The sequence below is a fragment of the Vibrio sp. Isolate33 genome (genome assembly GCF_022397895.1).
Taxonomy (GTDB): domain Bacteria; phylum Pseudomonadota; class Gammaproteobacteria; order Enterobacterales; family Vibrionaceae; genus Vibrio; species Vibrio pomeroyi.
This window is the reverse complement of the sequence record NZ_JAKEUP010000018.1, coordinates 1-25,589: the sequence shown is the minus strand read 5'-3', so window position 1 is coordinate 25,589 and position 25,589 is coordinate 1. Positions and strand designations below refer to the sequence as shown.

Below are 25,589 nucleotides of genomic sequence, written 5' to 3'. Positions count from 1 at the left end.
GCCGAGAATAATAATGAGAATTGTAGCGGTAACTGCGTGCCCTACAGGCATTGCCCATACCTATATGGCAGCTGATGCTTTAAATAAAACAGCCCCTAAATTCAACGTTTCAATCAAGGTTGAAACACAAGGCGCTATGGGTATTGAAAACTTACTGACTGCACAGGATATTACTCTCGCAGACAAGGTATTGATCGTCTCCGATATCGACATTGAACAGCCAAACCGCTTCGACCCAGCGAAAACCTTATTCATCCCCATGGAAGAGGTATTGTTGAGTGTCGATAAAGTCTTTATTAAGCATTGTCGCACCTAAATCATTCATGAACGAATATCAGATCACCTTCTTCGTTGACGATCCTGCCGCGAACTCACACGTCGCGCAGCCACTTAGCCGCTTGGCAAAGAAGTTCAAAAGTACCATCCGTATTATCAACATCACTCAAAACCGAACGGCCGATCTCTCCAAATCTGTCGCGATGTTGCAAGTGGGTTTACTTCGCGGCGATTTGTGCCAGATAACCGCGGTCGGTATTGATGCCGAGCTGGCGTGTTTCGTTCTTAAAGATGTGGTTGCAGAGCATTACACCATGGTTGGCTCACAAGTGAACCATGAGTTCTCGAACGACTTAATCCAGCGCATGCCGCAGATATGCCCACCTTGTGACATCAAGTGGCACCATGCCAAAGCACAAACTCAACTGACCAAGTTTGAATGTCTAAAAGGGCTTGCTCATCTCGTGTATCCAGAAGATCCGGATGAACTGATTCTTGCGTTTATTAAACGAGAGGAACGCTCGTCTACGTGTGTATCCCCAGGGATCGCATTGCCCCATGTGATGTTTGAATCGACCCAAGATCTCTCGATCGCAGTCATCGTCAGTGACGACCCGATTGATTGGGCTTCACGCATTGGTGAGGTGCACGTTGCCATCGCTTTGGTACTGCCTACCAAGCCACAGCGAGAACATATTGTGGCGGCCACCAACCTAACCAGAAACCTGCTTCACGATCAGGTCAATGAGCGTTTACAAAAGACTCGAAGCAGTGTCGATCTACAAGCTTTGCTCATGTACATCTCTTCTCGTCTGATTTAGTTCATTTCACCCTTTTAAATTCATCTCCTTAATCAACTAAGTGACTCACTCCATTGGTTGTAACTCCATGGTTCGCATAATAAAAAACGGCTGAGCAATCACGCTCAGCCGTTCTATTTTAAATGGCTTATCTTGTAGGTTTAGTTACCTAAGCCGTTTTGTTCTCTTGGTTCGCATCTTCCACCGAGTCGTCCACGGCTTTCACCAACATCAGACCAACGATGAACACGATACCGCCACACAATACGAACATCATTCTTCCCCAGAATGGGTTCGGCAGAGCAAACATCGCCATCACTGCCACACCAGACACTGCAATCAGTGAGCCCAGCATGTGACGTTGTTTGTTATCCAGTTTCTTCTGAGCTGTTGATTCAGAAACTAATGGCGTCGCAAGGTTGTTGAAGAAAGTATCTACATCTTTCTGACGAGACGCTTCTAGTGGTTTGTAGAACAGTGTCGAAAGAACAAAGAAGCCGCCCGTAAACACTAGGTGCGCAATCAGACCTACTGCCACTTTCAAGTCAGACCATTCGCGGCTCGTTAGCGGCTCTAGGTTGAACAAGTTCTGCAGCATTTCAGCCGTAATCACGAAGCCAACGATGTAAGAAACAATCGCACCAACCACTAGGGTACCCCAACCTGCCCAGTCCGGAGTCTTCTTAAGGAAGAAGCCACAGAATGCTGGAATGGTCATTGGGAAGCCAATCAACGCGCCCACGTACATCATGGTGTCGAACAGGCTCAAACCTTTTAGCGAGTTGATAAACAGCGCAATAAGGATAATGGCAAGACCAAAGAAGGTAGACATCAACTTAGACACAATCATCAGCTCTTTCTCTGTCGCGTTTGGACGAAGAATCGGTTGGTAGAAGTTGATTACAAAGATACCTGAGTTACGGTTTAAGCCTGAGTCCATTGAAGACATGGTTGCTGCGAACATCGCTGCGATCAGAAGCCCCACCATACCTGCTGGCATGTATTGCTCTACGAAGTATAGGTAAGCAAAGTCGCCTGCTTTAGAACCTGCATCTGGGTAGTGCGCTGCAAGGTCAACCCCTTGTCCTGCTACAAACCAAGGTGGCATGAACCAAATGATTGGACCAATGGTCATCAGAATACACGCCAACAGTGCCGCTTTTTTCGCGTTCTTTGAGTCTTTTGCCGCTAGGTAACGGTAAGAGTTCAACATGTTGTTGGTGATACTGAACTGTTTGAAGAAGATAAAGAATGCCCAGATTCCGAAGATGCTTACGTAGTTCAGATTGTTACCAGAAACAAATGATGCGCCTTCTGCCACTGGGAAGTCTTTAACGATTTCCGTAACGCCACCACCTTGCACGATAGCCACCGCAGCACACGTTACCGTTACCGCCATGATGATAACCATCTGCATGAAGTCAGACGCGATAACCGCCCAAGAGCCGCCTGTCACCGACATAACAAGTACAACAAGACCCGTCAGAACGATAGTTGTCGTCATGTCGAAGCCAAAGATGCCCGATGCGATGATCGCCAAACCGTTCAGCCAGATACCCGCAGAAACAATACTGTTCGGCATTCCAGACCAAGTAAATACTTGTTCGTTGAAGCTACCAAAACGCATACGAATTGCGTCAATTGGTGTTACCACACGTAGTTGACGGAATTTCGGAGCGAAGTACAGGTAGTTCATCAGGTAACCAAATGCGTTCGCTAAGAAGATAACCGCGACAGCCAACCCATCGGCATACGCTTTACCCGCTGCGCCAGTGAAGGTCCAAGCACTGAACTGAGTCATAAACGCAGTCGCACCAACCATCCACCAAAGCATGTTACCGCCCCCGCGGAAATAATCACTGGTTGTACTGGTGAACGTTCTAAACATCCAACCTATTGCTATAAGGAAAAGGAAATAAATTCCTACGATCAGAGTATTGAGTTCCATGTATAAGTCTTCTTTATTATTAATATCTGAAGAGCATATTATCCGTAGAAATTTTAATTTGTAGTATTATAAGTCAAGGTTGTGATAGACCGTATAAACTTGAATATTTGATTTTTAGGCATGAATGAAACGTCAATAAACAAAGAATAGAACACTATAAACTAAGCATTAAAAATCAATACTTTACGAACATTTCAATCAGTAGCTCCGTCAAGGATAATTAACTTTTGTCGTCTCGATAAATGGATTTGAATTTACTTACAATTCATTTAATGCATCCAATTAATATCTAAATCCTTAGGTGTTTGATTCAATAAATAGAGCGCGAAAAACAATAAATAGCTCGCAAAACAACCTCTTACTGTTATTAATCGGCGTTATCTAGAGAATCGCGGAAAATACACAAAACGTGGGAGTCGGTTTAGTAATAGATAAGAAAAAGCCGTTGAAAAGAGGAAACTTAGAGGAAAGCAAAAATCAAATTGATTACCACAACACAGGGTCAGTTGCGGTAATCAAGTCATACAAAATACGGTCGGATAAGACCAGTTCGAGAAGATAGTTTGAAACGGAAAATTTGATACAGCATCAGATTGAAACGGTATCAGTTTGAAGCGATATCAGATTGAACCGCGGTATTCGGTTGGGGTTCTTCCTGTACGGTTTTTAAATACTCGGCAGAAGTAGTTCACATCTTTAAAGCCGCAACGAACCGACACTTCATTGAGCTTGAAGTTGTACTTCTTAAGCATGAACTTGGCACGGTCGACTCGCACGCGCGTGATGTACTCGGCCAACGTCATGTGGCCTTGTTGGCGGAACATTCGCGACAAGTGATTGGATGAAATACTAAAGCGCGAGGCGATGCTGTCACGGGTGATGTGGCGGTGGAAATTCTCTTGAATGTAGATACAAATGCCCTGATACACATCCTGCACTCGGCTGTGAGATTTCTCGACAGGCGCATCCAACATGGTCTTACTGTATTGCAGCAGCGCTTGCAGCAGTAACTCATCCATCGGCTGTTTGTTACTCTCGCGCGCTAATGAACTGAGCGCCTCAAGAATATTGTCAATGGCAAAGCCAGAGCGAGTCTGAATACTGTGCTTTTGAATGTCGTAAAAGCTCTCTTCACCTTTGCGCTTGCTCACCAAGCTTAAACCAAGCTGACGACGGCCAAACAACATGCTCAGCACCGAGCAGTCCGTATCCCAGTTCGGCTTGTTCCAACAGTTAGGTGGGATAAAAATTGCATCACCCGCTTTGGCGATAACATTGGTGATCTTGCGATCATGACTCTCCATTTCATTTATATATTCTCCATCTAGCACCAGCTCTAAACGTGGAAAGTTCACCTGATAACTGCATGCTGAAGGCGTATGAAAATCTCCAGCAAACCAGATGTTGTGAAACGGCTCTCGCTCGTTTAATACCGACGAGATTAAGTCATGAAAAATCATTTATTCGAACTCTTATAGGCAGCAATAAGGCTACGGGAATAGATATACTCCTTAGTGAAACATAGCGCTATTGAGCAAAATCACAATTTGAGATCTAGGTTACAAAAATCCAGTAGTGGAAATAAATCTCCAGTCACAAATCTGATATAGCACATTGTTCCCCCGATAACTCTACACGCCAAACCCCTTGCAAATAAAAGCCTCAAGCAGACTCAACCTATGTCAATAGAGGCCGAAAAACGAGCCACTAACCGATCAAAATCACACTCCATTTATAAGGCAACAATCATCCAGTAAATGCGTTTTTTCTTCACTACAGAAGGCAAGTAATCAATTTCAGAATACCCCTAACAAAATAAAAAAGAGTAGGGGTTCATTATGATCACGACATTGATCAATCAAGATTTGATTAAGCTTTCGCTTAGCGCCAATTCCAAAGAAGACGTATTTAAAGAGCTGATAGACGTGTTGTACGCACAAGGTCGAATTTCAGACAAAGCGCAGTTTTTTGCCGACATTAAAGCGCGAGAAGAACAAGGCAACACAGGGTTTGAAGAAGGCATCGCCCTACCACATGCGAAAAGCAGCGCGGTGACCAAACCTGCAGTTGTTATCGGTGTACACAAACAAGGGATCGAGTACGGCGCCGATGATGGTCAGCCTTCAAAACTGTTCTTTATGATTGCCTCTCCCGATGGCGGCGACAATCACCACATAGAAGTATTGGCAGAACTTTCTTCAAGACTGATTGAAGAAGGTTTCATTGAAAACTTCATGAATGCCGATTCCGAGCAAACCGCATTGGAGCTACTGCTTACCAAACCTGAACCTGCTGAGACTGAAACCAATGTTGAGAAGCAAGGTTTCATCATAGGTGTCACAGGTTGCCCCGCTGGTGTGGCACACACTTATCTGGCAGCAGAAGCGCTAGAGAAAGGCGCTGCGGCGCTTGGCTACGATGTTAAGGTCGAAACCAACGGTTCTATTGGTGTTAAGAACAGCCCCACTCAAGAAGAGATAGAACGTGCCGACGCGATTGTCGTCGCTTGTGATAAGCAGGTCGACATGGCTCGCTTTGCTGGCAAACGCGTGATCTGTACCAACGTAAAAGCGCCAATCAAAGACGCGCAAGGCTTGATCAAACAAGCTCTCGAGGCACCAAGTTACCAAGCAGAACAAGCATCGACCAACCAATCCGTTGCCGAAAAAGCATCGCAAGCGCGTTCAGACCTTTACCGTTACTTGATGAATGGCGTATCACACATGATCCCATTCGTAGTGACGGGCGGCCTTTTGATTGCCCTAGCGTTAGCGATTGGCGGCGAGCCAAGTGAATCTGGTATGGCGATTCCTGCTGGCAGCATGTGGAACCAAATCCTAGAAGTGGGTGTGGTTGCCTTCACATTGATGATCCCGATCTTGGCTGGCTACATTGCTTACGCGATTGCTGACCGCCCTGCCCTAACCCCAGGCTTGATTGGCGGCTGGATTGCCAACAATGGTTCTTTCTATGGTGCTGATGCAGGTACTGGCTTCATTGGCGCAATCATCGCAGGTCTATTAGTGGGTTACTTCGTTAAATGGATTACCTCGTTTAACTACCACAAATTCGTCCAGCCACTTGTACCTATCATGATCGCTCCGATCACTGGATCTCTGTTTATTGCTGGTCTGTTCATCTTTATTATCGGCGCTCCTATCGCGGGGCTGATGGATGCGCTTACTGCCCTACTTACTAGCATGAGCACAGGCAACGTGGTTCTACTAGGCATCGTATTGGGTGGCATGGCTGGCTTTGATATGGGTGGCCCGTTCAACAAGGTGGCGTTCCTATTCTCGGTCGGCATGATTGCCAGCGGTCAAACTCAATTCATGGGTGCAATGGCATGTGCAATCCCTGTGGCTCCACTCGGCATGGCTATCGCAACCAGACTTGGCCGTAAGTTCGACCTATTCGAATCCTCTGAGATTGAAGCAGGCAAAGCAGCAGGCGCGATGGGCTTAGTGGGTATCTCTGAAGGTGCGATTCCTTTCGCGGCTCAAGACCCAATGTCAGTTATCCCGGCCAACGTGCTCGGCTCAATGACTGCTGCAGTAATGGCGTTCTCGTTTGGGATTACCAACAGCGTTGCTCACGGTGGGCCAGTTGTGGCTCTACTTGGCGCAATGAACTACCCAATGCTGGCGCTTCTGTGCATGGCATCAGGTGCGGGTGTGACTGCGGTTACTTGTATCGCGCTTAAAAATCTACGCAAAGCCAAGCTAACAGCAGCAGCGGCTTAAACCATTTCAACTCCAATGGCTTGAGCCCTTCGACCCTACTGTTTTTAGTAGCTAGTAGTTTTTTAGGAACGAATAGAGCTCAAGCCATGTTTCCCTTCATGGTGATTTCGATGTCTGATTTTTCTTTAGCGAACGACTCGTTCGTACAACGCTTTTTCTACCCTATGACTAACGTAATTCAAAACTACGCATGGGGTAGCCCTTCTTCGTTTAGCCAACTGTTTGGTATTGATAACCAGTCTGGTGAGCCGCAAGCGGAGATCTGGATGGGTGCTCACCCGAATGGTTGCTCAATGGTGAACGACAATGGTCAGCAAACCACATTGTCGAGCTTAATTTCTAAGAACTTAAACCTGTTTCTAAGCGAGAAAGTTGCGAGTCGTTTTGGCGAACTGCCTTACCTATTCAAGGTGTTAGCAGCTGAGAAAGCACTCTCTGTTCAAGTTCACCCAAACAAACAACAAGCGGAATCTGGCTATGCTCTAGAAGAGCAGCAAGGTATTCCGATGACCGCTGGCAATCGTAATTACAAAGATCCTAACCACAAGCCAGAATTGGTGTATGCACTAACAGACTACACGGCGATGAATGGTTTTAGGTCAATCAGCGAGATCCTTGAGCACTTCCATTATCTCGACATTCCAGAGCTTCATTCGATGGTCAACGATCTCGCGGGCGATCAAACACCCAATGGCTTAGCCTGCTTTTTTGCGAGCTTACTGTCTTTGGAAGGTGAACAAAAAGGCATGGCGCTTACCATGTTGATCATGAAGGCCAAGCTTTCTGATAAACGTGTATTCCAATTGATTTCAGAACTGGAAGATCAATACCCTGGCGATGTCGGCTTGTTCGCCCCACTGCTATTGAATGTGATTACCCTAAAGCCTGGGCAAGCCATGTATTTAGATGCAGAGACACCCCACGCTTACATCAAAGGGACGGGCTTAGAGATCATGGCGAACTCAGACAACGTACTTCGCGCCGGATTAACACCTAAGTATATGGACGTGAATGAACTGGTTTCTTGTACGAGATTTAATGAAAAGCCTGCGGATAGATTACTGCTAAGCCCGATTGAGCAAGGTGATGTAATGGAATACGAAATCCCTGTTGAGGATTTTAAGTTCTCTATCGTGCAAAACTCACATCAACGACAGATCACCACAGAAGGAGCCGAGATCCTATTGCCGCTCGACGAGTCCATGGTGCTCACTCATCAATGTGGTGAAACCTGCGTGATTGAGAAAGGCCAGTCGGTGTTTATTCCTGCTTATGCTGAGAGTTACAAACTGGACTGCGTTGGACGCGTAGCGCGCGCTTACAGCTAGCTCCCTCAGAACTCAGTACACACTGTTTATGCCCTGCTTTTGCGGGGCATTTTTGTTTTTGACGAAGGCTATTAGCGTGTCAAAAACCTAACCCAAAACGCCATCAAACATGACCAATATCACACCGCATAAATGATGCAAATCACACTTAATTTTGCTGGATACAAATGTACAGTGAAGGGCTTTTATTTGCTATTTCACGAATCGAGTTAATCCATTAATTTTAATTCAAGAACTTCAATAGTGAATGAGTTAATAAATGATCACACAACTAACTAACGTCAACTTAATTAATAACAACCTTCAAGCGAATAATAAGAAAGAACTGTTTGAAGAATTGGCAGGCATGTTATTTGAGAACAACCGAATCAGTAATAAAGAAGCCTTCTTGGCCGACATCGAAATTCGTGAATCTCAAAGCATTACTTCAATGGACGGCATCGCTTACCCACACTCAAAAAGCAAGGCAGTAACTGAGCCGGCAATCGCTGTTGGCGTTAAGCGTGAAGGCATTGAGTATGGCGACGAAGATGGCATTAATCCAACCGTATTTTTTATGATTGCCTCACCAGATAACGGCGCAGACCATCATATTTATGTACTACAAGAACTATTTGGAAAATTCAGTGATGAATTTATCCAAAATATCCATAACGCAAAAGATGAACATCAAATCCTTAATATTTTAATTAATTCATAAGGCGTAGACAATTATGAGCACCCTAGCAAATCAAGCTACGAATACCAGTAGCAATTCTAATAATAAGAATAGTAGTAGCGACTATAAAAAAATCCTTAGTACCATGAAGGGTCACCTGCTTTTCGGTACATCACACATGCTGCCTTTCATCGTAGCCGGTGGTGTTCTGTTGGCTTTAGCGGTAATGGCATCGGGTAAAGGTGCGGTTCCAGCAGACGGCTTGCTGGCAGACATCTCTAACATCGGTATCAAGGGCCTTGTTCTTTTCCCAATCATTCTTGGCGGCTTTATTGGTTACTCAATTGCAGATAAACCAGCGCTAGCACCAGCGATGATCTCTTCTGGCATCATGGCAGACATGGGCGGCGGCTTCCTTGGCTGTATCGTGGCAGGCTTTATCGCCGGTGGTGTGGTACTTCAACTTAAGAAGATCCCGCTGTCTACCAACATGACCGCGCTGGGTGCTTACTTCATCTACCCGCTTCTAGGCACATTAATCTCTGCAGGTATCGTACTGTGGGGCATCGGTGAACCAATCAAACTGTTCATGTCTTCAATGAACGAGTTCCTAGCTTCAATGGCGGGCGCATCTAAGATGGTTCTGGGCACAATCCTTGGTGGTATGACGGCGTTTGATATGGGCGGCCCAATCAACAAAGTAGCGACCCTATTTGCTCAAACTCAAGTAGACACACAACCGTGGCTAATGGGTGGCGTAGGCATCGCGATTTGTACACCACCTCTAGGCATGGCGTTGGCAACTTTCCTATTCAAAAACAAGTTCTCTAAACAAGAACAAGAAGCAGGTAAAGCAGCGGCAATCATGGGTTCTATCGGTATCTCTGAAGGTGCTATCCCGTTCGCAGCGAACGACCCAATGCGCGTACTTCCTTCAATCGTAGCCGGTGGTATCGTAGGTTGTGTGTTTGGCTTCATGACAGACGTTCTACTGCACGCGCCATGGGGTGGCCTAATCACAGCGCCAGTATCAAGCAACATCCCAATGTACGTTGTGGGTATCGCACTAGGCTCGCTAACCACAGCGGTTATCGTTGGCTTCTGGAAACCAGTCGCAGTAGAAACGGAAGAAGACATGGTTGAAGCAGCGCCAGTTCAAGCTCAAACGGCTCCTGTAGCAGGCGAAGGCGAATACGACATCGTAGCTGTAACATGTTGCCCTTCTGGTGTTGCACACACCTTCATGGCAGCGAAAGCACTAGAAAAAGCAGGCTTAGCTGCAGGCCTTAAGATTAAGGTAGAAACTCAAGGTCAAAACGGTATTCAAAACCGCATCACCGACCTAGACGTAGCGAACGCGAAGCTGGTTATCTTGGCTCACGATATTCAAGTGAAAGACGCTCACCGCTTTGCCAATGCGAACGTGATTGAGTGCTCAACCAAAGAAGCGATGAAGAAAGCCGCAACACTGGTCGTCGCATAACCCAACTTCAAGTTAGCTCCTAACTCTAGAGCCCTACCCCCTAAGGGCTCTATTTTTCTCTTCTCTATGAGCTCGTTACATGCTCTTCAATCCCCACTTCTCAGCGGTTTGCTTGAAGAAACCTTGCGTCTTTTTCAATTCAACCCAGTGGTTAATGTAGTTAATCCAAACTTGATCATCTTGTGGTAGAAGCATGGCAATTGGTGTTGGTTTACGTGGCTCTTTTACCGGAACAATTGCGAGTTGTTTGAACTTCTCTACTAAGGTTGCAGCCTCTACATTTGAAGTCACGGAGACATCAGCGCGGCGAGCTAAAAGCTCTTGGAAATCCCGTGCCGGCGCTTCAATTACGATGTGTTGTGCCGATGGGAAGAAGTCCTTCACCATTTTTTCTTGTACTGTGCCGAGCGTGGCGGCAACTTTGATTTCTGCTTTGTCAAAGTCACTCCAATCGGAGAACTTCTCTATGTCTTTCTTTTGCACAACAGGGACAAAAGCCAGATAGAAGTAAGGTTGGCTGTACCCAGCGACTTTTGCTCGAGACATGTTGAGCGATGCGCTGCCAGTCACGTCGTATTTGTTGGCCGTGATGCCATTCACCAAGGTTTTCCAGTCTGTTGCGACGTATTCCACTTTTACGCCTAGGTCTTTAGCCAACTCAGTCGTGACATCGATATCAAAGCCGCGGTAGCTATTGGTCGCTGGATCCTTCATTGTCATTGGGTTCCAATCCCCAGTTGTACCAACGCGAAGAACTCCGGCATCGAGTATCTCCTGCAAACGACTTTGTGCATGTGCAATTTGTGTAAAAGCAAGTAAGCACATTCCTAATGCAATTAAGCTTTTCTTCATTTTTTATTCCTTCAAAGAATGCTGATTTCTAAGTGATGAATGTAGATATTCTTCTTAATTATTAACCATTAAACAGATTTGGTTGTTAACATAGCAATAACAAATGGAGTTTTTGGGAGTAAATGTGAACTATCGTCACTTATCGCTAGTTTCTCTGCTGTTTCTGACAGGATGTTCAGACTACCAATGGGGATGGTATGTACTCGACCCGTCGACGGAGCAGGGGCGAACTAACATTCAGTTTTTGATGGCTGGTTTTAGCGAGACTATTCAGGTTTCGTTGCTAAGCATGTTTTTTGCTATGGCTCTGGGTCTATTGGTCGCCTTTCCAGCGCTTTCTAGTTCTCCAATACTCAGGGGGATTAATCGACTTTACGTAGAGGTGATGCGTTCTATCCCTGTATTGGTATTGCTATTGTGGGTGTATTACGGAATGCCGACATTACTCGATGTCTCTTTGAACCACTTCTGGGCAGGGGTAATCGCATTGACTATTGCCGAGAGCGCCTTTATGGCAGAAGTGTTCCGTGGGGGGATTCAAGCGATTAATCGTGGCCAACATGAAGCGGCCGAATCCTTGGGATTGACCTATTGGCAAAAAATGCGATTGGTTATCCTACCACAGGCATTCCGTCAAATACTGCCGCCCTTGGGCAATCAGTTTATTTATATCCTCAAGATGAGCTCGCTAGTGAGTGTGATTGGTTTGAGTGATTTAACAAGGCGAGCAAATGAGCTGGTGGTGAACGAATATTTACCTTTAGAGATCTATACGTTTCTGGTTTTGGAGTACCTTGTTCTTATTTTGGTCGTATCGCAAGCGGTTCGTTGGCTAGAAAAAAGGATTGCGATTCCGAGCCATTAAATGGTTCTAACCCTCAAGAGTGTTTAGCTATCTCCAACAAAAAAGCCTCGAGCACAAAACCGAGCTCCTGTTGATACTCCCCCTAAGAAAAATCCCCACTCATCTGAGCGGGGATTTCTTTATTTTGACTCTTCGACACATCGACTTATTCAGTCAATGCTTCTTCTGTCTCTAGGTCGAACAGATGGCACTGTGAGGTATTGAAATGCAGCACTGTCTCTTCGCCACTGTTTGCCGTTCGATCTGCATCAAAAGGCACCCTTGCCACCATTTTGTCATGACCGAGTTGGAAGTAGAGATACAGTTCGTTACCCATCGACTCAACCACATCAAGCCTGTGCGTTTGAGTATTCACCTCAGACAACGGCGCATCGTGATTAGCCAATTGAATGTGCTCAGGGCGAACACCGAACCACACCCACTCACCCATCTTTTCACGAGCGATAATCTGCTTGTCTTGTGGCAGCGTCCAACGAGTACCACTTTCAGAGACCACGTTCATCACACCGTCAATCTCATCCAATCTCACCTTGAGAAGATTCATCGCCGGCGAACCAATAAAGCCCGCGACAAACTTGTTTGCTGGGTATTGATAAAGGTTCATTGGCGTATCGACCTGCATGATCTCGCCTTGATTCAACACACAGATGCGATCGCCAAGGGTCATCGCTTCCACCTGATCGTGTGTCACGTAGATCATGGTGGCGTTCTGCCCTTCTTGCTTCAGGTTATTGTGCAACTGAGCAATGCTGACACGAGTCGAAACACGCAGCTTGGCATCCAAGTTAGACAAAGGCTCGTCAAACAAGAACACATCTGGCTTACGCACCATCGCACGACCAAGCGCCACACGCTGCCTTTGACCGCCCGACATTTCACCTGGCTTATTATTTAGCAGGTGTTCGATATCCAGAGTCTTGGCTGCATCTTCAATTCGCTCATTGATTTCATGCTTTGGCAGCTTCTGTTGCTTAAGGCCAAAAGCCATGTTTTCGTACACCGACATATGCGGATAAAGCGCGTAGTTCTGAAACACCATTGAGATACCACGATCTTTAGGTGGCAGCTCATTCACACGCTTATCGCCAATGTAGACATCGCCTTCTGAGATATCTTCAAGGCCTGCGATCATACGAAGTGTGGTGGATTTTGCACAGCCAGACGGCCCAACAAACACCATGAACTCACCTTCGCGAATATTCAGATCGACACCGTGCACAGCCTTAAAACCATTTGGGTAAGTTTTCTCTACCCCTCTCAGTGTGACTTCAGCCATAACCTGTCCTTAAATCAATTTGTTAAATACTATCTTTGCAATCTGTCGTGGACATTTTAGCCACGTTCTTGCAGTTGGTTGAGCTCAAAATGGGCGACTGATGCGATAACCAGATCCGCCACTGGCTCTAACTCACTGTGTTGTGCCGTGCCCGTCAGAACACCGACATTGCTTGCGCCTGCGTTGCGGCCAAACTCCATATCTGAAACCGTGTCACCAAACATGATCACTTCATGTGGCTCAATACCGCACTTTTCACAGAAGGCATTGAGCAGTGCTGGCGCAGGCTTAGGTTCGATATCACCATCGGAGTAACCAACATAATCGAACATCTCGCTCAGACCCGATTGATCTAGTGTGTAGATCGTTGAGTCTTTGGTATCCGCGGTCGCGATGCCTAAAATCATGCCTTGCTGCTTAAACAGACCCAGCTTTTCAGTCACACCCGGTAGGGCTTCAATCCAGCTTGGATTCTCTTCCACTTCGTCATTGAAAGCGGCTTTGGTCACCTTAGTGAACTCAGCGAGCGAGACATTAGGTTGCAGCATGTTGAACCACGCTGTCGCGGTATCTTCCACTGGGTTTGAGGCTAATAGTCCATAGTTATCAACCACATCACCTTCCACACCGATGGCCAAGAGTAACTCAGCAGGTGTGACAGTTTGATTACCTTGATGCTGGTCACTGTAAGATTTAACACGTTCACAAGCACCACGAGAAACGTTAAGCCACATCTTGTGGAACTCTAACAATGTGCCGTCTTTATCAAATAACATCGCCTTAAACTTCATCACGGCTCATTCGCTCCATTAGTTCTCCCCAAGTACGCACTAGGGGTTGGTTAAATTCTGGTTGTTTGCCGTCGAATACGGCGTTGATGCAGCCTTCAAACTCATGTTCATCAGATGCAGGTTGAGTGCTGTTAATTAATGCAGAAGAAAGTTCTCCACGACGAATATCAACACGGCACCAACGGTAGCCTTCATCAATATGGATACTTTGCAGCTCATCATTCAGAGCGATTCGTTCAACAATCTCGCCATCCACCACGCACTCTGCGTAGTAAGGGTTTTCTGAATCAGAGACCGCAATTCGGTATGTTAGTGGTTGGCCTTGAGAGTCTTTGCCCGGTAGCAAGTCGCCTAAGTTGATATCAAACTTCAAGCCACAGCGGCGCTCTAGGTAAACTTGCCCATTACGCAAACCAGACAAGATGCCTTCGCCGCTCAAGCCATGGCTGTATACGAAAGTTGATGGGTCACCGTAGATAGAAGGCTCATCCGATTTAGGATTGCGTTCATGGGGCTCAAGGTGTGAATCGCTGCCGCCAATCGCCGTAATACGCTGGCCACAATTCCACATTTCATTGAGAACCAATAATGCTTCTTCGGTCGCTTTAGGCGAGGTTGACCAAGTTGGGTCACAACACACTTCAAACGTAGACACTTGGCTAAGATCCACTTGATCGTAATGCCAATGCCACGGCTTCATCATCGGGTGATTAATGCCAAGGGAACTGTGTCCACTTTTAGCTAAGCTCAATCCCGCTTCCATGGTTGCTTGGCTGCTGTGTTCAACGTATCGAAGGTCCAAAGACTTAACTGGGCCATGCACATTAAAGTGCCCGAGGTCGGTTGTGACTTCTAATGCAGGTAAGAACAAACACTGTTTTGAAACAGGTAGCTTCGGCTGACAGATGTTGTGCTCAGTGAAGAAGAAGAAATCGAGCCCTTGTGATTCCACAATCCCTTTAGCCGCTGCCAAGGTATTGTGACCATCAGAAAGCTGAGTGTGAGCGTGTAAGTCACCACGATACCAGCGAGAATCAGAACTCAGCATGTGGCTGTAATCAAACTCGATATGGTGCTCACTTGTCACTGTTGGGTTCAGTTCTAGCTCAACATCATTATTAACTGACTCTTCAGAGCAAAGCACATCGACTTGATACTGCATCGCACGCTCGGTGCGAAACTCACCTTCAAGGTTGTAAAGTTCTAAGAACCACTCGCCCGATGGAATCGCGCCATCAATCGCGCCTAACCCTGCGTTTTGCGGTTGGATAGTGAGTGACTTGTTCGCCTTCTCAAACAACACTTTGCCACGAAATGCTTGGTTGGCATCATAGGCTGCCGCGTATAAAAATCCTTTTTTCACCGTTGTACCGGTAATCTCTACGCTGTGAGAACCTGTTGGCACATCAAAGGGGATACGTACTCTGCCAAACGGCAGCTCACCTTGAAATTGGGTCATTGTCTTCACCAAATTCGTCCTAATTAAAGGACTGGGTCAAAAAGAGGCCCACCCGAATAGATGGGCCTTTGTTAGTCAATAGCTCTTCGTTATTAATAGCCAAGAGCTAACCACTTTACAGATTAAGAACGATTCGCTCGGTCTAGTGCACGTTGTGCTTTCTTAGCTGCTTGTTTCAGCGCTTTGTCCGCAGGCACGTTTTGGATTTGAATCTGGTCCGCAGCCACCTTAAGAGCATCCATGATCTTACCGTTAGTAGGGTCTAGGAAATCTTTGGTTGCCGTGTTCGCTTGCTTCAGCGGGATCAGAGCTTGTGGGTTATCTTTAGTGAACGCTTGGTATTCTGGAACTTCAGAAACGCTGTTACGCACTGGGATGTAACCCGTGAACATTGACCATGCCGCCGTGTTTTTCGCGTTGGTGTAGAACTCAACAAACTCGAATGCACCTTTAGCCGCTGCTTCGTCTGTGCCTTTTGGCATTACATAAACCAACGCACCCGCTTGTGGCGCAGAAGGGTTTGAGCCCCACCCTGGTTGTGTGGTTGCCGAAAGCTTAGTGAAGTCCAAGTCACCTTGGTCACCCGATGAACCGGTGTAGCCAAGCACGTTGTCTTTCATCACGTCATCAATGGTTTTGTACCAGTATTCCCAACCTTGACCACCGTAGTGAATACGCATAATTTGATCATCGTGGATCCACTTACGGAAGCTGTCCCACACCTCAACCCACTCAGCCGAGTCGATAAGTACAGTTTTGCCATCATCACTGATGATCTGCGCGCCGTTAGAGAAAGCCGCATCAATCATGTTGTCTTGACCCCACATCGGCTCCCAGCCATAGAAGGTTACATTGCCTTTCTCGTCACGCTGTGTGACTTTTTCAGCGACCTTAGCCACGCCTTGCCATGTGTTTAGGTCTTGCTCGGTAAAGCCGTTGTCTGCCAACACCTGCTTGTTGTAGTAGAACACTTGAGTTGTACCGTAAGCAGGTAGGCCGATGATGGTGCCATCGTCTGCGGTCACTTGGTCTTTAAACGCGCCAATGAAATCAGAGAAGTTGAACTCTTCATCCATGAACGGCGTTAAGTCACGGCTCAAACCACGTCCGTGCATCGCTTCCGCACGGCCTGAATCTAGCAGCACAAGTTCAGGTGCAGTTCTAGACGCTAGGCCTGCTTGCAACTTCTGGTAGGTTTCTGTGTAGTTACCTTGCAATGCTGGCTTCACCACATACTCATCTTGGCTCGCGTTGAACTCTTCGATGAGCTTAGTCATCATTTGCTGTGGCTTAGTACCACCGGAATACCAAAAGTTAACTTCGGTTGCGGCAACAACACTGCTAGAGAACATAGACGCGCTTGCTGCGCCAGCACACACTAGTGCGAGAGTTTTTAGTTTCATTTCCGTTTTACTCTTTTACGCCGTTATCGGCGATACCTGAAAGAATCGTCTTTTGACAAATGACGAATAGAATTAACAAAGGCAATACTGCAATGGTGCTCGCCGCCATGATTTGCGACCAGTTCAACCCATAGTTACCTTCGGCAATAAAGTAGTGACGAATACCAGTAGCGATCAGATTTAAATCCTGAGTCGTTATCACTAGGCTCGGCCACATGTAGCTGTTGTAATTGGTAATAAAAGTGATGAGGAACAGTGTTGCGACTGCTGCTCGGCATTGCGGTAAGATGATTGCCCATAAGATTTTGAGCTCACCTGCACCATCAATTCGTGCCGCTTCAATCAGCGACGGATGCACCTTGATAAACACTTGGCGTAGATAGAACACACCGAACACCGACGCCGCATTCGACGCCACTAGGCCCATGTGTGAATCCAACAAGCCTAGCTTTGCCAAGGTGATGTAAGACGGAATGTAAGTCACTGCTCCCGGCAGCATGTAACAACCCATCACGACGAAATAGAGCACCGTCTTCGAGCGAAACTTCAGCTGAGTCAGTGCGTATGCAAACATCGCCGAGTTCACAATCACCAACAGCGTAGTGAATAAAGCCACGCTAAAACTGTTGAAGATGTACAAGCCAAACGGCGCGCTGTGAAAGGTTTCGACAAAGGTTTCCCAGCGAAACTGTTCTGGAATCAAGTCCAGCGGGTTAGCAAAGATCTCATCATTGGTTTTCAGCGAACCAGACAGCATCCATAAGAAAGGGAATACCATAATGGTTCCGCAGGTTGCCAAGAACAGGTGCTTAGCCAATGCGATAAACGAGCGGCGATCCACTGAAGCTTTCTTTGACGCAATCTCTGATTTGGTCGCTTTGGTTTGGGCTCTAACTTTGGCTTTAGCTACTCTTTGATTTAATACTTGGTTCGCATCCAATACTTGCGTGGTCATAATTCTGTCCTTTCAAAAATCGACTAGTAGTACACCCAGCGCTTGCCGATGTAGGTATTAATAAGTGCCAACAATCCAGTAATCAGGAATATCACTAACGATGTCGCGGCCGCAGGTCCCATTTCGTAACGTTCAAATGCTTGTTGGTAGAACAAGTACAACAAGGTACGAGTCTCACCGCCCGGCCCGCCTTGCGTTAGGATCTGGAACTGATCGAACGCCTGCATTGCCGTGATAATATTGACCACCACTAAGAAGAATGTGGTTGGAGAAATCAGTGGCAGCGTTATCTTCAAAAAGCGCGTTAAGCTGCTGCAACCATCAATCAAAGAAGCCTCATACAGTGACTCTGGAATCTTGTTGAGCGCACTGATGTAAAACAGCATCGTCCAACCAATCGCCTGCCACACCGTCACGATAATCACCGCAATCAAGGCTGTGTTTCCGTTTTCTAACCATGGAATCGCGCTGAACCCTGCCGACTCCAATAAGTGGTTTGCCAAACCTGATTTGGTCTCGAACACCCAAGACCACACAATCGACACTGCCACCGTTGGCGTGATCCAAGGAGAAAAGATCACTGCACGATAAAACTGACTGCCCTTGAAGTTTTTGTGCAGTAGCATGGCAAACACAAGGCCAAGAATGATGGTTGGAATCACCACACCGACCGAGAACCAAAACGTGTTGAGCATCGCTTGGATGAACTCGTAGTCCTCGACCATGTACTGGTAATTTTCTAAACCGATGAACGAATAATCTGGCGAGATGTAATCCCAATCGGTGAAGCTGATATAAATCGAATAACCAAATGGTACGAGCCAAAAAGTAAACAGTGGCACCAACAACGGTGCAGTAAATAGCAGTACCTTTAAGCGGTTTTTCATTGGTTCTGAGAAAGCACTCATGGTGACCTCGTCCTTATTTGTATGCGGTTAAATTAAGGGGTTTGTGTGACAGGTTAGTAAGAGCGCCCTTCATTTTTTTTATGGCTACCCATTAGAAAATCTTTCTTCCAGTTCACCGTCTTCCATCTGGTGATAAAGCCAGTCACAAAAGAAATTCACCTTGGCACTGCGACGGTGTTTGGTAATCAAATAGTGGGCAGATTCAGCAGGCATCGAGGACTCTGTCGCCAGAACAAGATCGTTTTTCTCCAACAACTCAGACACCGCAAGTGAACGCACCAACAGTACGCCAATCCCATGCTTAACCGCTTCTAGGGCGTGCAAAGAGTTACTCACTTCAAGTAGCACCTTCGGTAAAGTCATCTCGAATTGGTTGTGACTCAGCCATTGCAGCCAGTTCTCTCGATAGCCTTTTACTTGCACGGTCGGCAAAGCAGAAAAATCATGCTCAACCAAGGAGTCTTGATATTGTTTTTTAAATTCTGGGCTGCACACCAACTGCCAATGCTCTTGAAACAGTCGCTCACTATGAGTGTCTTCGCTTTCAACCTTGCCATTGGTCAATTCGATATCGACATTCTGACAAGGATTGGTTGATGGCCAGTCCACCAGCTGAATATCGAGCCTGATAAAAGGGTATTTTTGATAAAAAGATGGCAGGCGAGGTAACAGCCAGTTATGGCAAAAGGTGTGATTAACGCGCAGGCTCAACACGTCGGTTTCTTTTTCCCCGAACAGGATTTGAGTCTGTAGTTTCAGGTGTGCCAATGAGCCAGCAACAATCGGTTGATAATGCTGGGCAGCCGACGTCAGCTTTACGCCTTTGGAGCTGCGTTCAAACAGTGTGGTATCGAGAAAGGTTTCTAAACTTTTAAGCTGTTGGCTCACCGCAGCTTGTGTAACACAAAGCTCTCGCGCAGCTGCGCCAATAGAACCGAGGCGGGCAACAGCTTCGAACGCAACAAGGGCACGTAGAGGGGGTAACATGGCTTCACCTGATTGAAATAAAAGTGAAAAATACTTCAGTCAGGTTTCAGTTTTTTGCGCTTACCGTTACAGATTAATGACGAAGGGACGTTGATCAGATATTTATGATCAACGTCCCTTTTCTCTATTTCATATTTTTAGCGGTGTGTCGTCGCGTGAATCAAACGCAATTATTCTTTGATGTAGAGATCCTTAGAATAGATACGCCCTTCTACATTGTTCTTCGCAAAACCACCGACACTTGGTCGCACTAGGCGAGCCTGCATGTAGTAGTAGATTGGCGCGATCGGCATGTCATCTGCCAGCAACTGTTCAGCTTGGTCATAGAAACCTTGGCGATCTTGCTCACTGGTAGCGGCTAAGGCGCTGTCCATTGCTGCGTCGTACTTGTCATTGCTGTAACGGGCAAAGTTACCCGAAGAACCAGAGCGCAATAGGCTCAAGAAGGTTGATGCTTCGTTGTAATCCCCACACCAAGAGGCGCGCATTACATCAAAATCACCTTGGCGACGCGATACTAAGTAAGACTTCCACTCTTGGTTTTCTAGTTCGACTTGAGCACCTAAGTTGCCCTTCAACATTGACGCAATCGCCACTGCAATCGACTTGTTCGATTCACTGGTGTTGTAAAGCAATTTGAAATCTAGTGGGTTAGACGCATCGTAGCCCGCTTCTTTCAGCAGCTCTTTTGCTTTTCGATCACGTTCCTTTTGAGTCCAAGTGCTGTACTCAGGTTGTGTCGCATCAAAACCAGCCGTGTACTCATGAGCAAAGGTATAAGCCGGTAAGTTGCCGACCTGAGTAACACCATTGGTGATAACGTCACGCATCATGGAATAAGAGACAGCCTTACGGACTCGTGCGTCATCGAATGGTGGTCGTGTTGTATTGAACGCGTAGTAGTAAGTACACAGCAAAGGCACCGCGGTAAACGCATCTTGGTATTTGGTTTTTAGCTGCTGCGCCATATGTGTAGGCACATCTGAAGTGATATCGACCTCGCCCACCGCATAACGGTTAATCGAGGCATTCTGATTCTCAAACGGAATATAAGTCACCTCGGTTAAGTGGGTATCTGAACTGTCCCAGTACTTCGGGTTTTTCTTCAATTCAATGCGCTCGTTCACCACCCACTCGTCTAGTACGAATGCACCATTACCGACAAGTTGCTTAGGATCGCTCCACGGCTTGTCGCTACTTTCTAAGGCTGATTTATGCACTGGCATCATGGATGTGTGGCCTGTCATCGCCACAAAGTAAGGCACTTTACTATCGAGTTCGAACTTCACCGTGTGTTTATCGACTGCAGAGATACCTAACTCTTCAACCGGCTTTTTGCCTTCGGCTACGTCAGCAATGTTGTTGATTTGAGTAAGCTTCAGGTACCACACGTTTGGCGATGCGGTTTTAGGGTCTACCGCGCGTCTTATCGCATACACGAAATCATCGGCCGTCACCGGATCGCCATTCGACCATTTAGCATCTTTACGCAGGTGGAATACAAAGGTCTGGTTGTCTTCGGTTTCCCAAGACTGTGCAACACCTGGGGTGATGTTGCCATCGCGATCTTGAATCACTAAACCTTCAAATAGGTCACGTAAAATGTGCATTTCCGGCAGGCCTTCAGCTTTCGCAGGATCGAGTGTCGCAGCTTCTGCATCATTCGCACGCACTAAGTGTTGTTCTTTCGCCAGAGAAGTTCCCGAAGGCAATGTGTCAGAAACGGCAGTCACTGATATAAAAGGGGTCAATAGAGATGAAATGAGTAACGCCGTTGAATGTTTCTTAAAATCCATATGTTTTTGCTCTCCTAGCCTATCTTTGAAGCAAGTAATAAAATTAACAATGCGACTGTTGACGAGTTTTAACGCTTTAGTTTATTTAAGTAGGTTTGTGTAATCGTTAATACTTGATAGTACTTGATCAATCAGGAGATAAAGGTGAGTTTAATTCCAAGAACGGAAAGAGCTGCATTTTCAATAAAGCCGCTGCCATATGGAAATTCGGTATTGGGCGCACCCTTGCTCTATTTCCCCGCGCAAGTAGAAAGCGAATCTCTCGGGCTAATCATAGCAGGCACACACGGTGATGAAACCGCATCTATCGCAGGTTTGTCTTGTGCGCTAAGAAGCTTGCCAGCCGCCAACTTACGACACGATGTGATTCTGTCGATGAACCCAGATGGTAATCAGTTAGGTACCCGAGCCAACGCCAATCAAGTCGATTTGAACCGCGCCTTTCCGACGCAAAACTGGACAGAAGACGGCACCGTCTATCGCTGGAGCTCCCACACGCCAGTCAGAGATGTAAAAATAAAAACGGGGCAGGCCGATCAGCTTGAACCGGAAGTGCTATCGCTCATCAACCTCATTGAGCAGCGCAAACCCAAGTTCGTTATCTCTTTCCACGAACCACTCGCCATGGTCGATGATCCAACCCAATCGGAGCTTGCAACTTGGTTAGGCAAACAGTTCAACCTACCACTCGTTGAAGACGTCGATTACGAAACCCCAGGGTCATTCGGCACTTGGTGCCAAGAAAGAAACCTACCGTGTATTACCGTAGAACTGCCACCAGTTTCTGCGGATCTGACTATCGAGCAGTATTTGGATGCGTTTGTGGCGGTGTTGGGGTGTGAGAGGTAAGTTAGAAAGACTCAATGTAGAAATTATTAAGTTATCGTGGGAGCTTGAAATTCTTAGCTCAAAGTTTGACGACTATAATTGGTTCATAAGCAATAGCTTTAATTGTTCTACTTAATGCAACCCTTTTAATCATGTTCACCTGAGCTTATTATTCGCTCTCAATAAGCCACACAACGGTTTATAGTTTTCTAAAGAGCTATCTCTCAATCGTTCTCTTGCAATAATAACACTCTGTTTTTCGTCCAACACTTCATTTACTAGTTTTGGTAATGCCTTAATACCTTTGATGTTATTCTCAACAACTTTACACCCTCGAGGTGCTTCTTTTGCCAAAGACTGTACCTTGGGCGAATATCCAATTAATACGCTAGGAACACCACATAGAAACGCCAAAACAGCAGCATGGTAACGCATACCAATAACTACATTTGCAGCACCAATCACTTTGGTTACATCTTTCAATGTCGGTGATACAAAACTAACTTTAGTGGACATCTGAGCAGCTATTGTATGGTGATAATCCAAATCCTTGTCCAAATCGAATGATACTAAACGAATTGGCAAATTTACTTGTCGAGCAATAACGTCAAGGGCATCCGCAATATGACTTGGATCATCGAGGGTAACATGTTCCCGCATATGTACCGGTAGCCAACTGCGTTTCTTTGAGAACGGCCTTAGGGCAACTGCAATGTAGCCATCAGACTCATATTCCTGAACGGAATGGCCAAATACTAAATCTGCTGCTTGTTTAACATTCTGTACGCTTATCTGTTTGAGTATTTGAAGAGATTCTGTATCACGCACATTCATGGGGACAGATGTTCCAAATGTCATACGTATTAGCCATTTACTGAACCTCATACTAACAAGACCAGCTCCCAAACCGAGGCCTACGACTTCTTTTCCCATTAATCGAGCGATCCATACACGAGATAAATGGTAGGGCAGGTTCCAAATACTCGTCTCATCTTGTAATAATCCTCCACCACCAAACACCAAAACATCCCCTTGTCGAATTGCAATTAACTGACCTAAGATGTCTCGATGACCTACGGATTGCGTACCAAAAGTTTTGCGAGTCCTGTTAGGATCAAGTGTTATAGCAACGACATCCTTTCTAGATATACCGAGAACCTCCAATTGCTCTAACAACACCTTGAAGATCAATTCGTCTCCAAGGTTTTTAGATCCAATCCAAGCCGACACGACTACCTTCAAAATGCCTCTCTTTGTTTCTCTTTCTTAAATAAAATCAGTAATCCTGCGATCGGTAGCAAAGTTGAAAGACCGGCTATACGGTTTAGTGTTGCCGAAAGGAACCCCGCAGAAGCTGCGACACCTATGAGAGGAGCTAACACAGCAGAAACTAGCTCTCGAACACCTAATCCGGCAGGAACGACAGACACAGCGGAACCCATTACACCGGATACAACAAATACTGACGCTTGAAGGAACAAAACATCTAAACCTAGGGCTTGGAAGCAAAAGTAAATTCTCGCAGCGTCCACTAGCACCAGCACAAACTTTAAAACGACAACATACAAATAAGTCATCGAATGTATATGGTTGTAGGAAACAACCCAGAAGCTACTTAACAAAGCCAACCCACCCGTTCCTATAACCCCCCAGGCTATCAAGCCATCTACAAAATGGAGTAAAGTCATGCCTGCATAAAGAAACGATATACCGATCCAAATCAAAGCCAGCAGCATGTTAATTCCTGTGCTTTTTATTAAACTTAGCCCTGTAGATTTCAATGCCAAAATACGAACGATACTCGCACCGGGGACAGGTAGCATATTAGCTGCCGAACCAACTATCGTGATTTCCAACGACCTAAAGATTGAAAACTTCCTTCCAACCATGCGCGCACAGCACATAAACTCTAACCCATTAATCATCACAGTCAGTGGTACGCCTACTAACACCACCACAGCGGCATCATACCAGTCGAATTCGTTGAAAAGATCTGGCTCATCACGTAAGGATAGGTAAATACCCGCCAAAAATAATAGCATTGCAGTCGCTAGAATCTTTATCTCTATATTCGGAGAAAGCCTAATTGACCTGATAGACATAAACTTCGTTGTTACTAATTCAATATATTTGGATATCATGAAAGCTATCAACAATGACTTTAGGTCTGAGAACAATTTGATATATAAATAGTATGCAAGAAACCTCCTAGAATAACGCCACTACACTGCACCTAACTCTTATTTGAACGATATCACTTTTGAAAGTTAAGCTCATATTCTAACAAGCATATGACTCATACTATTTCAAAAATTAGACCTTCCATTACATGATATTATAGCCAACTTTTAAGTGAACGTTCCCTATTGATATCTGGGCAAAAAATGGAATTGCTCTGCGCTTTCCAGTCGAGTGACCATCTCTTATTTTTCATAAAGATAATTCTACATTACGGATCACAAACGGAAATATCTGGACAAACTATTGGCTCGGTTTGACAGATGCTAAGGAAAGTTGGTCAAATCTTACAAAATTTATCGGTCGAAAATCTCAACAGAAAGAAATAGGATATGAATAAGGTTAGCTAAGCTAATGACTCACCGACGTCGAAAACAGGTTGATAATCACCACTCCAGCCAGAATCAAAGCGATGCCGATGATTGCGAAGATATCGAGCTTTTGTCCGTAGACCAGCCAAGACAGTGCTGCGACTAACACGATCCCTGCCCCGCACCAAATCGCATAGGCCACACCCAAAGACATGGTTTGCACTGTGAGAGACAACAGATAGAAAGCACAGCCGTAGCCAGCCAATACTGCGGCAGTGGCTGGCAGAGAAGTAAACTGCTGTGTTTTAGGTAATAAAGAAGTGGCGACAACTTCAAGCACGATGGCAAGTGACAACATCACTGGAGGTGGGAGAGATAAAAACATGTTTGAGTCCACAACAATAAAATACGGCGCTCAGAATATTGTAGTTTTATTTCCAATTCATGCGATTTTCAGTAAGCAATTATTATGACGTACCCTAAAAGATCTTAACCAAAAAACTCAATGAATAGATTTTAGATAACTCATCCTTATACTGACCCGTCCTGATATGGGTTGACACTTGATTGACTAAAACGCTCGATGTATTTCATCGGGCGTTTTGTATTTTAGAGCTGTGTGAGGCCTATATTCATTATAGATTTTTACTGATTCAGCGACCATTTTCTTTGCTTCATCTAAAT

The 25,589-nt window shown here is 45.8% G+C and carries 23 protein-coding genes; 8 read left to right on the top strand and 15 right to left on the bottom strand.

Annotated features, from left to right (window positions below; genetic code table 11):
* Positions 1 to 13: 13 nt before the first annotated feature.
* Positions 14 to 316 carry a fructose PTS transporter subunit IIB gene (locus L1D37_RS19690; RefSeq protein ID WP_055319098.1) on the top strand — a complete coding sequence of 101 codons (303 nt, stop codon included), beginning with the start codon at positions 14 to 16 and terminating at the stop codon, positions 314 to 316.
* Between the two features lie 7 nt (positions 317 to 323).
* Positions 324 to 1,097: a PTS sugar transporter subunit IIA gene (locus L1D37_RS19685; RefSeq protein WP_239848933.1), complete on the top strand. Its 774-nt coding sequence runs from the start codon at positions 324 to 326 to the stop codon at positions 1,095 to 1,097.
* Between the two features lie 148 nt (positions 1,098 to 1,245).
* Here the strand turns inward: L1D37_RS19685 and L1D37_RS19680 are convergent, their stop codons facing one another.
* Together L1D37_RS19680 and L1D37_RS19675 are read right to left on the bottom strand one after the other, a co-directional pair.
* On the bottom strand, positions 1,246 to 3,024 hold the full coding sequence (locus L1D37_RS19680; RefSeq protein ID WP_239848886.1) for a transporter: 1,779 nt from the start codon (positions 3,022 to 3,024) through the stop codon (positions 1,246 to 1,248).
* A gap of 620 nt (positions 3,025 to 3,644) precedes the next feature.
* Complete coding sequence (locus L1D37_RS19675; RefSeq protein WP_060468969.1) at positions 3,645 to 4,484, bottom strand: AraC family transcriptional regulator; 840 nt, start codon at positions 4,482 to 4,484, stop codon at positions 3,645 to 3,647.
* A gap of 378 nt (positions 4,485 to 4,862) precedes the next feature.
* Here L1D37_RS19675 and L1D37_RS19670 point away from each other — a divergent pair, with 378 nt between their 5' ends.
* The 4 genes from L1D37_RS19670 (at position 4,863) to L1D37_RS19655 (ending at position 10,236) form a co-directional block, all read left to right on the top strand.
* The gene (locus L1D37_RS19670) at positions 4,863 to 6,767 is read left to right on the top strand and encodes a fructose-specific PTS transporter subunit EIIC (protein ID WP_239848885.1); all 1,905 of its coding nucleotides are present in this window, start codon (positions 4,863 to 4,865) and stop codon (positions 6,765 to 6,767) included.
* Between the two features lie 110 nt (positions 6,768 to 6,877).
* Entirely contained in the window at positions 6,878 to 8,095 is a 1,218-nt protein-coding gene (gene manA, locus L1D37_RS19665; RefSeq protein WP_239848884.1) for a mannose-6-phosphate isomerase, class I, read from the top strand.
* Positions 8,096 to 8,354: 259 nt separating this feature from the next.
* Complete coding sequence (locus L1D37_RS19660; RefSeq protein WP_016787567.1) at positions 8,355 to 8,795, top strand: PTS sugar transporter subunit IIA; 441 nt, start codon at positions 8,355 to 8,357, stop codon at positions 8,793 to 8,795.
* A 13-nt stretch (positions 8,796 to 8,808) separates the two neighbouring features.
* Complete coding sequence (locus L1D37_RS19655; RefSeq protein WP_128163528.1) at positions 8,809 to 10,236, top strand: fructose-specific PTS transporter subunit EIIC; 1,428 nt, start codon at positions 8,809 to 8,811, stop codon at positions 10,234 to 10,236.
* A 75-nt stretch (positions 10,237 to 10,311) separates the two neighbouring features.
* Here L1D37_RS19655 and L1D37_RS19650 read toward each other — a convergent pair whose 3' ends face one another.
* A complete protein-coding gene (locus tag L1D37_RS19650; protein WP_050651339.1) occupies positions 10,312 to 11,088 on the bottom strand; it encodes a transporter substrate-binding domain-containing protein in 777 nt (258 codons plus the stop codon).
* Between the two features lie 124 nt (positions 11,089 to 11,212).
* Here L1D37_RS19650 and L1D37_RS19645 point away from each other — a divergent pair, with 124 nt between their 5' ends.
* The gene (locus L1D37_RS19645; RefSeq protein ID WP_239848883.1) at positions 11,213 to 11,953 is read left to right on the top strand and encodes an amino acid ABC transporter permease; all 741 of its coding nucleotides are present in this window, start codon (positions 11,213 to 11,215) and stop codon (positions 11,951 to 11,953) included.
* A 145-nt stretch (positions 11,954 to 12,098) separates the two neighbouring features.
* Here the strand turns inward: L1D37_RS19645 and ugpC are convergent, their stop codons facing one another.
* The 8 genes from ugpC to L1D37_RS19605 all read right to left on the bottom strand — a co-directional run bounded on the left by ugpC (position 12,099) and on the right by L1D37_RS19605 (position 21,528).
* On the bottom strand, positions 12,099 to 13,229 hold the full coding sequence (gene ugpC / locus L1D37_RS19640; RefSeq protein WP_239848882.1) for a sn-glycerol-3-phosphate ABC transporter ATP-binding protein UgpC: 1,131 nt from the start codon (positions 13,227 to 13,229) through the stop codon (positions 12,099 to 12,101).
* A 56-nt stretch (positions 13,230 to 13,285) separates the two neighbouring features.
* The gene (locus tag L1D37_RS19635) at positions 13,286 to 14,020 is read right to left on the bottom strand and encodes an HAD family hydrolase (protein WP_239848932.1); all 735 of its coding nucleotides are present in this window, start codon (positions 14,018 to 14,020) and stop codon (positions 13,286 to 13,288) included.
* Positions 14,010 to 15,479, bottom strand: coding sequence for a CehA/McbA family metallohydrolase (locus L1D37_RS19630; protein WP_239848881.1), 1,470 nt, complete (start codon positions 15,477 to 15,479; stop codon positions 14,010 to 14,012). The genes L1D37_RS19635 and L1D37_RS19630 overlap by 11 nt, the downstream gene beginning before the upstream one ends.
* Before the next feature lie 122 nt (positions 15,480 to 15,601).
* On the bottom strand, positions 15,602 to 16,882 hold the full coding sequence (locus tag L1D37_RS19625; protein ID WP_239848880.1) for an extracellular solute-binding protein: 1,281 nt from the start codon (positions 16,880 to 16,882) through the stop codon (positions 15,602 to 15,604).
* A gap of 7 nt (positions 16,883 to 16,889) precedes the next feature.
* Positions 16,890 to 17,837, bottom strand: a complete 948-nt coding sequence (locus L1D37_RS19620; protein WP_239848879.1) for a carbohydrate ABC transporter permease — start codon at positions 17,835 to 17,837, stop codon at positions 16,890 to 16,892.
* A gap of 23 nt (positions 17,838 to 17,860) precedes the next feature.
* The gene (locus L1D37_RS19615) at positions 17,861 to 18,745 is read right to left on the bottom strand and encodes a sugar ABC transporter permease (RefSeq protein WP_239848878.1); all 885 of its coding nucleotides are present in this window, start codon (positions 18,743 to 18,745) and stop codon (positions 17,861 to 17,863) included.
* Between the two features lie 84 nt (positions 18,746 to 18,829).
* A complete protein-coding gene (locus tag L1D37_RS19610) occupies positions 18,830 to 19,732 on the bottom strand; it encodes a LysR substrate-binding domain-containing protein (protein ID WP_239848877.1) in 903 nt (300 codons plus the stop codon).
* A gap of 170 nt (positions 19,733 to 19,902) precedes the next feature.
* Positions 19,903 to 21,528 (bottom strand): peptide ABC transporter substrate-binding protein, encoded by a 1,626-nt coding sequence (locus L1D37_RS19605; protein WP_239848876.1) that lies wholly within the window; start codon positions 21,526 to 21,528, stop codon positions 19,903 to 19,905.
* 144 nt (positions 21,529 to 21,672) lie between these two features.
* On the opposite strand from L1D37_RS19605, the gene mpaA reads away from it, so the two are divergent.
* Entirely contained in the window at positions 21,673 to 22,377 is a 705-nt protein-coding gene (mpaA, locus tag L1D37_RS19600; protein ID WP_239848875.1) for a murein tripeptide amidase MpaA, read from the top strand.
* Between the two features lie 135 nt (positions 22,378 to 22,512).
* On the opposite strand, the gene L1D37_RS19595 is transcribed toward mpaA, so the two are convergent.
* From L1D37_RS19595 to L1D37_RS19580, 4 genes are all read right to left on the bottom strand, one after another.
* The gene (locus L1D37_RS19595) at positions 22,513 to 23,586 is read right to left on the bottom strand and encodes a polysaccharide pyruvyl transferase family protein (protein ID WP_239848874.1); all 1,074 of its coding nucleotides are present in this window, start codon (positions 23,584 to 23,586) and stop codon (positions 22,513 to 22,515) included.
* An 8-nt stretch (positions 23,587 to 23,594) separates the two neighbouring features.
* Complete coding sequence (locus L1D37_RS19590) at positions 23,595 to 24,458, bottom strand: lysylphosphatidylglycerol synthase domain-containing protein (RefSeq protein WP_239848873.1); 864 nt, start codon at positions 24,456 to 24,458, stop codon at positions 23,595 to 23,597.
* Between the two features lie 487 nt (positions 24,459 to 24,945).
* Positions 24,946 to 25,290 carry an SMR family transporter gene (locus tag L1D37_RS19585; protein ID WP_239848872.1) on the bottom strand — a complete coding sequence of 115 codons (345 nt, stop codon included), beginning with the start codon at positions 25,288 to 25,290 and terminating at the stop codon, positions 24,946 to 24,948.
* A gap of 186 nt (positions 25,291 to 25,476) precedes the next feature.
* The coding region (locus tag L1D37_RS19580) for an integrase core domain-containing protein (protein WP_239848870.1) at positions 25,477 to 25,589 on the bottom strand (113 nt) is incomplete at its 5' end.

Bases quoted from the DNA above. Each gene is read 5' to 3' on its own strand.
- L1D37_RS19590 (WP_239848873.1), bottom strand. From the start codon at position 24,458: ATGTCTATCAGGTCAATTAGGCTTTCTCCGAATATAGAGATAAAGATT.
- L1D37_RS19585 (WP_239848872.1), bottom strand. From the start codon at position 25,290: ATGTTTTTATCTCTCCCACCTCCAGTGATGTTGTCACTTGCCATCGTG.
- ugpC (WP_239848882.1), bottom strand. From the start codon at position 13,229: ATGGCTGAAGTCACACTGAGAGGGGTAGAGAAAACTTACCCAAATGGT.
- L1D37_RS19670 (WP_239848885.1), top strand. From the start codon at position 4,863: ATGATCACGACATTGATCAATCAAGATTTGATTAAGCTTTCGCTTAGC.
- L1D37_RS19675 (WP_060468969.1), bottom strand. From the start codon at position 4,484: ATGATTTTTCATGACTTAATCTCGTCGGTATTAAACGAGCGAGAGCCG.
- L1D37_RS19655 (WP_128163528.1), top strand. From the start codon at position 8,809: ATGAGCACCCTAGCAAATCAAGCTACGAATACCAGTAGCAATTCTAAT.
- L1D37_RS19650 (WP_050651339.1), bottom strand. From the start codon at position 11,088: ATGAAGAAAAGCTTAATTGCATTAGGAATGTGCTTACTTGCTTTTACA.
- L1D37_RS19610 (WP_239848877.1), bottom strand. From the start codon at position 19,732: ATGTTACCCCCTCTACGTGCCCTTGTTGCGTTCGAAGCTGTTGCCCGC.
- L1D37_RS19635 (WP_239848932.1), bottom strand. From the start codon at position 14,020: ATGAAGTTTAAGGCGATGTTATTTGATAAAGACGGCACATTGTTAGAG.
- L1D37_RS19630 (WP_239848881.1), bottom strand. From the start codon at position 15,479: ATGACCCAATTTCAAGGTGAGCTGCCGTTTGGCAGAGTACGTATCCCC.
- L1D37_RS19690 (WP_055319098.1), top strand. From the start codon at position 14: ATGAGAATTGTAGCGGTAACTGCGTGCCCTACAGGCATTGCCCATACC.
- L1D37_RS19685 (WP_239848933.1), top strand. From the start codon at position 324: ATGAACGAATATCAGATCACCTTCTTCGTTGACGATCCTGCCGCGAAC.
- L1D37_RS19625 (WP_239848880.1), bottom strand. From the start codon at position 16,882: ATGAAACTAAAAACTCTCGCACTAGTGTGTGCTGGCGCAGCAAGCGCG.
- L1D37_RS19615 (WP_239848878.1), bottom strand. From the start codon at position 18,745: ATGAGTGCTTTCTCAGAACCAATGAAAAACCGCTTAAAGGTACTGCTA.
- L1D37_RS19605 (WP_239848876.1), bottom strand. From the start codon at position 21,528: ATGGATTTTAAGAAACATTCAACGGCGTTACTCATTTCATCTCTATTG.
- manA (WP_239848884.1), top strand. From the start codon at position 6,878: ATGTCTGATTTTTCTTTAGCGAACGACTCGTTCGTACAACGCTTTTTC.
- L1D37_RS19660 (WP_016787567.1), top strand. From the start codon at position 8,355: ATGATCACACAACTAACTAACGTCAACTTAATTAATAACAACCTTCAA.
- L1D37_RS19680 (WP_239848886.1), bottom strand. From the start codon at position 3,024: ATGGAACTCAATACTCTGATCGTAGGAATTTATTTCCTTTTCCTTATA.
- L1D37_RS19620 (WP_239848879.1), bottom strand. From the start codon at position 17,837: ATGACCACGCAAGTATTGGATGCGAACCAAGTATTAAATCAAAGAGTA.